General features: G+C 51.8%; 8 protein-coding genes. All 8 read left to right on the forward strand.

From position 1 onward, the window contains the following. The first annotated feature begins 453 nt into the window (after positions 1-453). The 8 genes from ABEA08_RS12485 to ABEA08_RS12520 all read left to right on the forward strand — a co-directional run bounded on the left by ABEA08_RS12485 (position 454) and on the right by ABEA08_RS12520 (position 8,303). Positions 454-2,106: an FAD-dependent oxidoreductase gene (locus ABEA08_RS12485; RefSeq protein WP_345335656.1), complete on the forward strand. Its 1,653-nt coding sequence runs from the start codon at positions 454-456 to the stop codon at positions 2,104-2,106. 77 nt (positions 2,107-2,183) lie between these two features. Next, on the forward strand, positions 2,184-2,588 hold the full coding sequence (locus ABEA08_RS12490) for a YeeE/YedE family protein (protein WP_345335657.1): 405 nt from the start codon (positions 2,184-2,186) through the stop codon (positions 2,586-2,588). Between the two features lie 9 nt (positions 2,589-2,597). Further along, a complete protein-coding gene (locus ABEA08_RS12495; protein ID WP_345335658.1) occupies positions 2,598-3,095 on the forward strand; it encodes a DUF6691 family protein in 498 nt (165 codons plus the stop codon). 148 nt (positions 3,096-3,243) lie between these two features. Further along, on the forward strand, positions 3,244-3,597 hold the full coding sequence (locus ABEA08_RS12500) for a YkgJ family cysteine cluster protein (RefSeq protein WP_345335659.1): 354 nt from the start codon (positions 3,244-3,246) through the stop codon (positions 3,595-3,597). A 48-nt stretch (positions 3,598-3,645) separates the two neighbouring features. Beyond that, positions 3,646-3,864, forward strand: coding sequence for a hypothetical protein (locus ABEA08_RS12505; protein ID WP_345335660.1), 219 nt, complete (start codon positions 3,646-3,648; stop codon positions 3,862-3,864). Positions 3,865-4,366: 502 nt separating this feature from the next. Further along, on the forward strand, positions 4,367-6,109 hold the full coding sequence (locus ABEA08_RS12510) for an aryl-sulfate sulfotransferase (protein ID WP_345335661.1): 1,743 nt from the start codon (positions 4,367-4,369) through the stop codon (positions 6,107-6,109). Positions 6,110-6,608: 499 nt separating this feature from the next. Next, positions 6,609-7,376 (forward strand): hypothetical protein, encoded by a 768-nt coding sequence (locus ABEA08_RS12515; RefSeq protein WP_345335662.1) that lies wholly within the window; start codon positions 6,609-6,611, stop codon positions 7,374-7,376. 237 nt (positions 7,377-7,613) lie between these two features. Further along, positions 7,614-8,303: a TetR/AcrR family transcriptional regulator gene (locus ABEA08_RS12520; protein WP_345335663.1), complete on the forward strand. Its 690-nt coding sequence runs from the start codon at positions 7,614-7,616 to the stop codon at positions 8,301-8,303. The last annotated feature ends 277 nt before the right edge of the window (positions 8,304-8,580 follow it).

Genomic DNA, 8,580 nt, shown 5'->3' on the forward strand with positions numbered 1-8,580 from the left:
TCTAGGGCCCGCTCTATCGGGTTTAGAGCCTCCGAGATATCGCCGTCACTGCCTGCAGTGGCGGCGTTTTTTATGGTGGGTTCAAGGCATACGAACCGGCGCAGTCACTGAGCAATCCCCTATTGTTGGCTGCGCCGTCGGCATGTGGGCTGGGTGCTCAGATCCCCAAATCCTTTCTCCTTGTGTGTCGCATACATTCACTCTATCGCAGCGGTTCGCGTCGACGCTCGAAGGGCTCTGCAGCGGAGCGTCCCCGTGTTAGGGGCAGCCAGTCCTTGTTGCATAGAGGTCGCTTTGGCCTGGATCGCGAAACAAGCATTAGCACTTGCTAAATTAGATTGCTCTGCAGTATTCTCACACTCCCAGTTTATCCAGAATGCACAAAAGCGGAGCCGTTGGCTTGGCTTTGGCCCGTCAGGGCGCAGAGTATTGTTGTAAGGGCGGAGACGTTTGATGAAAAAATTGCTGATCATTGGTGGTGTTGCCGGTGGTGCGTCCGCGGCAGCGCGGGCACGACGACTGAACGAAGAGGTGGAGATCATCATGTTTGAGCGGGGGGAGTACATCTCCTTCGCCAACTGTGGTCTGCCGTACCACATCGGCGGCGATATCGCCTCCCGCGATGCGCTGGTGTTGCAAACCCCACAAAGCTTCAAGGCCCGTTTCAATGTGGATGTGCGCCTGTTTAACGAAGTGGTGGCCATCGATAAAGACGCCAAGACGGTGACCGTCAAGAACCTGCAAAGCGGCGAGCAGTATGTCGAGTCCTACGACGCGCTGGTGCTCAGCCCGGGCGCTGCGCCCGTGACGCCGCCCATTCCGGGCCTGCAAACCCCGCGCACCTTCTCGCTGCGTAACCTGCCGGACATGGATCGCATCATCGCCTCCATCAAGGACAACCAGCCGAAACACGCCACGGTCGTCGGCGGTGGCTTTATTGGCCTGGAGATGGTCGAAGCGCTGCGCGAATTGGGCATCGCCGTGACCCTGCTGGAGCTGTCGCCTCAGGTGATGGCGCCGGTGGATCTGGAGATGGCCAACATGGTGCATCAGGAGATCGTCGATCATGGTGTCGACTTGCGCTTAAACACCGGCCTGGCGGCGGTCGAGCAGGTCGAAGCTGGCCTGCAGCTGAGCCTCAACAATGGCGACAGCCTCAATACCGAGCTGCTCATTAGCGCCATCGGGGTGAAGCCGGAAACTAAGCTGGCGGTGGACGCCGGTTTGGCCATCGGTGCGCTGGGCGGCATTGCGGTGGACGATCGCATGCGCACGTCCGATCCGGCCATCTATGCGGTGGGCGATGCCATTGAAGAGGTGGATCTGATCACCGGCGAGAAGGCGTTGATCCCACTGGCCGGTCCCGCCAACCGTCAGGGCCGCATTGCCGCCAACAACATCTTTGGCGCCGACGAGGCCTACAGCAAAACTCAGGGTACGGCGATCTGCCGTGTGTTCTCCCTGGCGGTGGCCAGCACCGGCATGAACGAGAAGCGCCTGAGCCGCGCTGGCATGGCGTTTGAGAAGATCTACGTGCATCCGGCCAGCCACGCCAGCTACTTCCCCGGCGCCCACCCGGTGTCGCTCAAGCTGCTGTTCAACCCGGTTGATGGCAAGATCCTCGGTGCTCAAGCCGTAGGCCGTGACGGCATCGACAAGCGCATCGATGTGCTGGCGGTGGCCATTCGTGCGGGCATGACGGTGTTTGATCTGCAGCAGATGGAACTGACCTACGCGCCGCCGTTCGGCTCGGCCAAGGACGTACTGAACCAGGCGGGTTTTGTCGCCGGTAACCTGATCAACGGCGAGATCCGGATCTGCCACAGCGACGAGCTGGAGGCGCCAAGCGCCGACCAAGTTCTGCTGGATGTGCGCAACCCCGGCGAGCTGGCCAAGCTGGGCACCATTGGCGAGGCCATCAACATCCCGGTGGATCAACTGCGTGACCGTTTGGATGAACTGCCCAAAGACAAAGAAATTTTGATCTTCTGTCAGGTGGGCCTGCGCGGCAACGTAGCGTATCGCATGCTGGCCAACCACGGCTTCCGCGCCAAGAACCTGACCGGCGGTTTCAAAACCTATCAAGCGGTGAAGGCGGCGTTTTAAGCCTGGCACCGAACTCTGTTGCCTATCCCCAACCCGCGGATCTTGGCTCTGCGGGTTCTTTGTGAGTGTGAGTCTTAATGGAAATATCGAATGTGTGGATGCCGCTGCTGGGCGGCATGATGCTGGGCGTGGCCTCGCTGGCGCTGTTGGCGTTGAACGGTCGCGTGGCCGGGATCAGCGGGATCCTGTCCGGTGCCTTCGGGGCGAAAGGCGATCGTCGCTGGCGCTGGGCGTTCATCGCAGGTCTGTTGCTGAGCGGCGCGGTCGCCAAGGCGATGGGGGCATTGACGTTTGAATACGCGACTCAGAGCCTGCCGGTGATCCTGCTGGCGGGCTTTTTGGTGGGTTTGGGGACCGTGATCGGCGGTGGCTGCACCAGTGGTCATGGCATTTGTGGCAACGGACGGCTCTCGGTCCGTTCCATAGTGGCAACCGGCGTCTTTATGGCGTTCGGGATCCTAGCCGCTGTGCTGTTTCATTAAGGGGGAAGGATGAACCATTCAATGGCGCGCTTTGCGGTTGCGATGATCTGTGGGCCGCTGTTTGGCGCCGGTTTGGTGGTGTCCGGTATGGCGGATCCCGCCAAGGTACTGGGCTTCTTGGACGTCAGCCGCATGGCGCAGGGCACCTGGGACCCATCGCTGATGTTGGTAATGATGGGGGCCCTCTCCGTCGTGGTGCCGGGCTACATGTTGGGGATCAAGCCGCGCATCGATGCGCAGCAGGCCCCGCTGTGTGAGGCTCGCTACCATGTGCCAGCGACCAAAGCGCTGGACCGCCCTCTGTTGCTGGGCTCAGCGCTGTTTGGCTTGGGCTGGGGATTGGTGGGGATCTGCCCTGGCCCGGCACTGGCCAGTCTGGCCAGCGGCAGCCCAGCGGTACTGGGTTTTGTGCTGAGTATGGTGGCCGGCACCCAAGTCGCCCGTCTGCTTAACGAGGCCCGCAACACGAAAATGCAGGGCGCACCAACCGTCAGTGAGCCCAGCTAAGCGTTGGTTTTGCGTTAGCAATGAACCACAAAGCCAGTCCGGTTACCGGGCTGGCTTTTTTTTCGGTTGAAAGTGCGGGCGGTGCGCCCGCTTCTGGCGCAGCGAACGCGTTATAATGGGTCTTGAACTGCATCATAGGTAAGCGTCAGTGATCGATAACCAAGAGAGAGTGAACCGTCTGCGTGAGCGGATCCCGTCGTTCGAATGCAAGCCGGGTTGCCACGATTGCTGTGGGCCGGTCACCACCTCGTCAGAAGAGATGTCTCGCCTGCCGGTGAAAACCGACGCCGAGCATGAAGCGGCGCTGAACGAGTGGAACTGCGTCCATCTCGGTCCAAACGGGTGCACCGTCTACGATGAACGGCCTTTGATCTGCCGACTGTTTGGTACCACCGAGAAGATGCCCTGTCCCAACGGCTGCCGACCGGAGCAGATGATTGACGTGAAAGTCGAAGGGCAGATCCACCACTACATCCGCAACACGCGACAAGTGCTGGTGTAAATCCGACGTTCGAACTCACAGGCGAAACCCGTCAATCGGAGCCAGCCTGTGCGCCTTGAGTTGTACAGCCGAACAGCCGCACAGACAACAGCACGTCAACTTCCCCTCTTTTGCCTCCTGACGGCGATGAAAAACCACATGGTGATCCCTCCTGAGGTTGGCGTAAAGCCAATGGATGTCGTTGGTGACACCAATCACCTTTTTGCTCAGGAATTGATGTCGCCGTTGCTTGTTTATGGTCGGGTTCAAAATGACCAGCCAGTCTGAACGATTAGTCGCTTTTACTCTGTTGGTCGATTTTTGCTCTCTAAAAATGACCTCATATATCGCTATGTCAGCGATGCGTCCAATTGGGAAGTGAACATAAGCTGCTCATGCTTGCGCCTGGGGTTTCTCAGTCGGTAACCAAGTCAACGTTTGCCCAGCGGTTCTATGTTGAATAGCTCTAACCATGCGTGGTCATTAGGTTTAGGGGATTTAGGCTATAACCCCAGTCAAACTGATTAGGGGTGAATGCTGTTTAATATTTGTGGGAAACGTACCTCATTTGGCTGCTGGTGGAGATTTGTGTTCATGATCTAGGTTGCCCGGTTGAGGTTGGAAGAATAAAAGGCGCCAGCAAGCTTTTGGTTAAATAGTGATGTGGGGCACATCTCTACCCTTGGTACTAGGTAAAACGATGGTGCGTGATTGCCTTCACGCCTTTCGGAGGGGCTACCTGAAATGATGAGCATGCTTTCACATCACGAACAATAACTAAGGAACAGTTATGAAGAAGTTTAAAATTTCCATTGTTGCTTTGGCTGTCTCAGCACCATTAGCGCTTTCTGCTGCCGTCTTCCCACCGGCTCCGCCGGCAGGAGATTTAGGCCGGATTATCGTAAACCCGTATGGAATAGCCCCACTGTCTGCCGTTATTGAAACGAATAATAAAAACGTTTCTGACGTTGAAGTCATAGTAAAAGGCAAAGGAAAAAAGGGCGTTGATATCAGTTATGATGTCGGTCCTCAGTCTCTATTGACTCACGATGGTATCCCTGTTTTTGGTATGTATGCCGACTTCCGTAATACCGTAGAGGTTAGCTATAAGCTTGATGGTAAACCCGTCCAAGAAACCTACACCATTCAAACTCCGGCTATCAGCGATTTTGCGATGGATAATCGCAGTTTAAGTCGACTACAAAAGGTTGATGTTAAAAAGGTCGCTCCAGGTTTCGAAGACCGACTGTATTTGGTCAACTCCTTCACATTTAACCCCAATGGCTCAGATATCGCTTGGAGAAGCAACACTGGGGCAGCCGGTTTCGATCAGGCACCGCACGTTTACGTTGTTGATACGGAAGGGGAGTTTCGTTGGTGGCTAGACCAGAATTCAATTTATGACGCCAACAGTCGAGATATTGATAAGCGCGGGTCGTTAATGGGATTCCGTGCCACAGATAAAGGTACTTTTACCTTCGTTCAGGGTCAAAAGTTCTTTGAAATGGATATGATGGGCCATTTCTCTCGTAATGAAATTTTGCCTCGTGGTTACCAAGATGCCAGCCACGAAGCGGTTAAAATGCCTAACGGAGATATGCTGGTCCGTGCCGCTAAGACTAACTATTTGCGTCCTGATGGAACCGTGGTCCACACCATTCGTGACCATATTCTTCAGGTTGATCAAGAGGGCAAACTGGTTGATGTCTGGGATCTTAATAAAATCCTCGATCCGATGCGCGATAATGTCTTAGTTAGCTTGGATGCGGGCGCGGTTTGTATGAACGTGGACACTGAGCTTGAAGGTGAAACCGTTAAGATTGAGCCTGATGCGCCTTATGGGGATTTACCGGGTGTCGGTACTGGTCGAAACTGGGCACACATTAATTCCATCGACTACGACCCAAGCGATGACAGCATCATTCTGAGCTCTCGCCACCAGGCTGCTGTTATTAAGATCGGCCGTAATAAAGAGGTGACGTGGATCATCGCCGCCCGTGCCGGCTGGAACGATCAACTCGCAGAAAAAGTTCTGCAGCCAGTTGATAGCAAGGGCAAGAAGATCAAGTGTACTGACAATGGTAAATGCGAAGGGGACTTTGATTTCACTTGGACTCAGCACACCGCTTTCCTCTCCTCCAAAGGCACCATTACCGTACTGGATAACGGCGACGGACGGCATATGGAGCAACCCGCACTGCCTAGCATGAAGTACACCCGTTTCGTTGAGTACAAGGTCAATGAGAAGAAGGGTACCGTCGAGCAGGTTTGGGAGTACGGTAAGGAACGTGGCTACGAATGGTACAGCCCGATCACCTCTGTGACCGAGTATCGCCCTGAAACCGACACCATGTTTGGTTTTAATGGCTCAATTGAGATCTTTAAACCAGGGCAAGGTACCCGTGGGAAGATTAACGAGATCGATTATAAAACCAAGGATGTAAAGGTTGAGATCGACGTGTTCACCACCAAACCGCACGTTCCACACTATCGTGCGAGCATTGTTGAGCAAGTGAACCTATTTAACGATTAATAATCCCGTTAGCCAGCAGCGTTGGTTCGCTGCTGGCTCTATCTATGAAGCCACTGATTTATTTTAATGCTAGTTTATCGCCAGATCATGGTTGGGATACTAAATTTAAGCTTGTTAGTTAACAGCATTAATAATTCACCTTCAAGCAATTGATAAGGTCATGAGCCTTTTCATTTATTAATATCTCTCGATGCAATGTTGGGAGGTGGTGGTAACGTTTGGGATTTATATTGGTTTTCTGTGTGTAAAATGTTTTTGTTTGGATTGTTCGAGGGTATCCATTTATTGTTTGCTTCGACGGTCAGTTTCGCGGTTTCTTAATGTAAATTTATTTCGAGCTATTTTCAGTGAGGATGCCGCATAAAGTTCTGTAGGATTAAATACTTTCTTTTATAAAGCTCACTCAATTAGGTATTTGTTGTGGTGACGTGCCATCGTCAATGAAAATTGGGCGCGCACCAATGGTATAAGCCTAACCAATGACTTTCAGGGGATAATGATGAAAAAAGAATTACTTATTACGCTGGCGTTGTTGCTTGTGCCAAGTGCGCATGTATGCGCCGAAGTGAAAGCCAGCTCAACGTCAATTCAGGCCGGATACATTTACCAAACGGGATCCGGTAACATTGCAAAGATACCACGTCTGGGACATGCACCTGTCATTGGTTTAACCCATAACTCTCGCTATGACTGGGGTACTTGGGGGGGATGGGCACGAGTAGAAAATCCCTTCGGTATAAATGAAGATGCCAAGAGTGGCCATCCAAATGGTCAAGTTGTCACCTATAAAACCAATTTCGATATGTTCTACAATACAGGCCTTCCTGGTGTTCAAGTCTGGTGGGGGCAGTTCAGCAGTCTCAATGACTCAGTGGGTGAGATGTTTAATTCACTGGGTATGGCATATGGAAAGCGAATGGGCTCTTGGTTTGTTCGTGCCAATGTTGGTGTGGAGTACACGATTGCGCATAACAAAGGAAAAAATCTCGACTTTGAAGGAATTTCCGGCGGATCTAGTGCTCTGTTGGCCACCTATCGACTGAATGACCGCGTAAATTTGATTAGCCGAGTGGGGTACCGTTTTGCCCATGACGACGAATTCAGAGCTTATGCATGGAATAGTAAAGATGCTGTTAATGCCTTTATTGCTGGCAGCTATAAGATCACTCCTAAGTTAACTGGTAAGTTGCTGTGGCGAAAGGTTCGTAACTGGGGTGGCAACGGCGATACCTCTCCGTTGGAATTGAACTTCGAATACAAGCTTTGAGCCCGACAGACAATGGTTTACTAATTCAATCTAAAGCGGATTGATGGCCAAAAGTGGTCTCTCGACAAGAAAAGGAAAACACCTTGAATGGTTAATAGAATTGATCTGTCGTGAGTGCTATTACTTTGAGCCAGCAGTGTCATTGCACTGCTGGCTTTATTGATGTGACCACGGATTTGTTTTTCTTCAACAGAAAGCTTATTGTGACGATGTGATTGATAAGTGTAGTGATGGATTATGACTCGCAGCAGGAATGAACTTGAGGGTGAAATAATAAAGGCAAGTCATAAAGTTATTTCAGAACGAGGCCTGATATCCTTTACCTTTAGTGAAATAGCAAGAGAAGCCAAGGTGAACATCAGTTCACTGCGTCTTTGTTTTTTTACGAAAGAGGATTTGCTAGCTCGGATCCTTATTGGTCACTTTGATGGTCAATATGCACGATTAGGTTATATTCTCGATGAACTTAAACACCCTAAAGAGCAGTTGTTGGCACATGGTTTTTCTTTGGTATACCCTGATTACTTAAGAGAGGATCGCTCTGGTAGCCAATTTCTTCTGTCAAATCCGGCGATATGGACAGCACTCCCACCCTTCAGACAGGAGCAGTTAAAGTCCTCATTTGGCCGCCTAGCAAAGCGGGTTAGAAGTATAATAGACAATGCTATTGAAAATGGACTGCTGATCGGGAAAGCCAAGGAGCATCACCAACTCTTTAGTTCTTATGCGCGGGGCAGCTCTTTGCAGCTTCAAAATCCTCTGTATCTAGCGGAAGATAAACAGCAGGCACAAGTTGTCATACAAAACAATTTGTGCCAGTTGATAGAGCGGATGCCATGGCAGGGAACCCCAGTTCAGATCGATCTCAATAGAATTAAGATGATCGTACGAAGTGCCTCTGATCAGTCGAATACCTCTTTAATTTAGATGGCTACATTTGGACGCCCTGATAGCAGCATAATCGCCTCATTATGTGGGCCGATTGAGTGGGTAAATCACTCCAATTGAGGCTGTATAGTCGGAGTCGTTGGAAGCTGATCAATAACTGCAATGGTGCGACACCAGCCTTCTACGTAGGGCAGGGCGGGATCGTACTTTGTTAATGGAAGTTGATACCAGCGATCTGCTGTGATCTAATCGGGCTCTCCGTCATCATAGATCCCCCCCAAATGACCCTGATTGAACACCTCACCGTTATTGAAGA

Source organism: Ferrimonas pelagia, assembly GCF_039543565.1.
Lineage (GTDB): Bacteria > Pseudomonadota > Gammaproteobacteria > Enterobacterales > Shewanellaceae > Ferrimonas > Ferrimonas pelagia.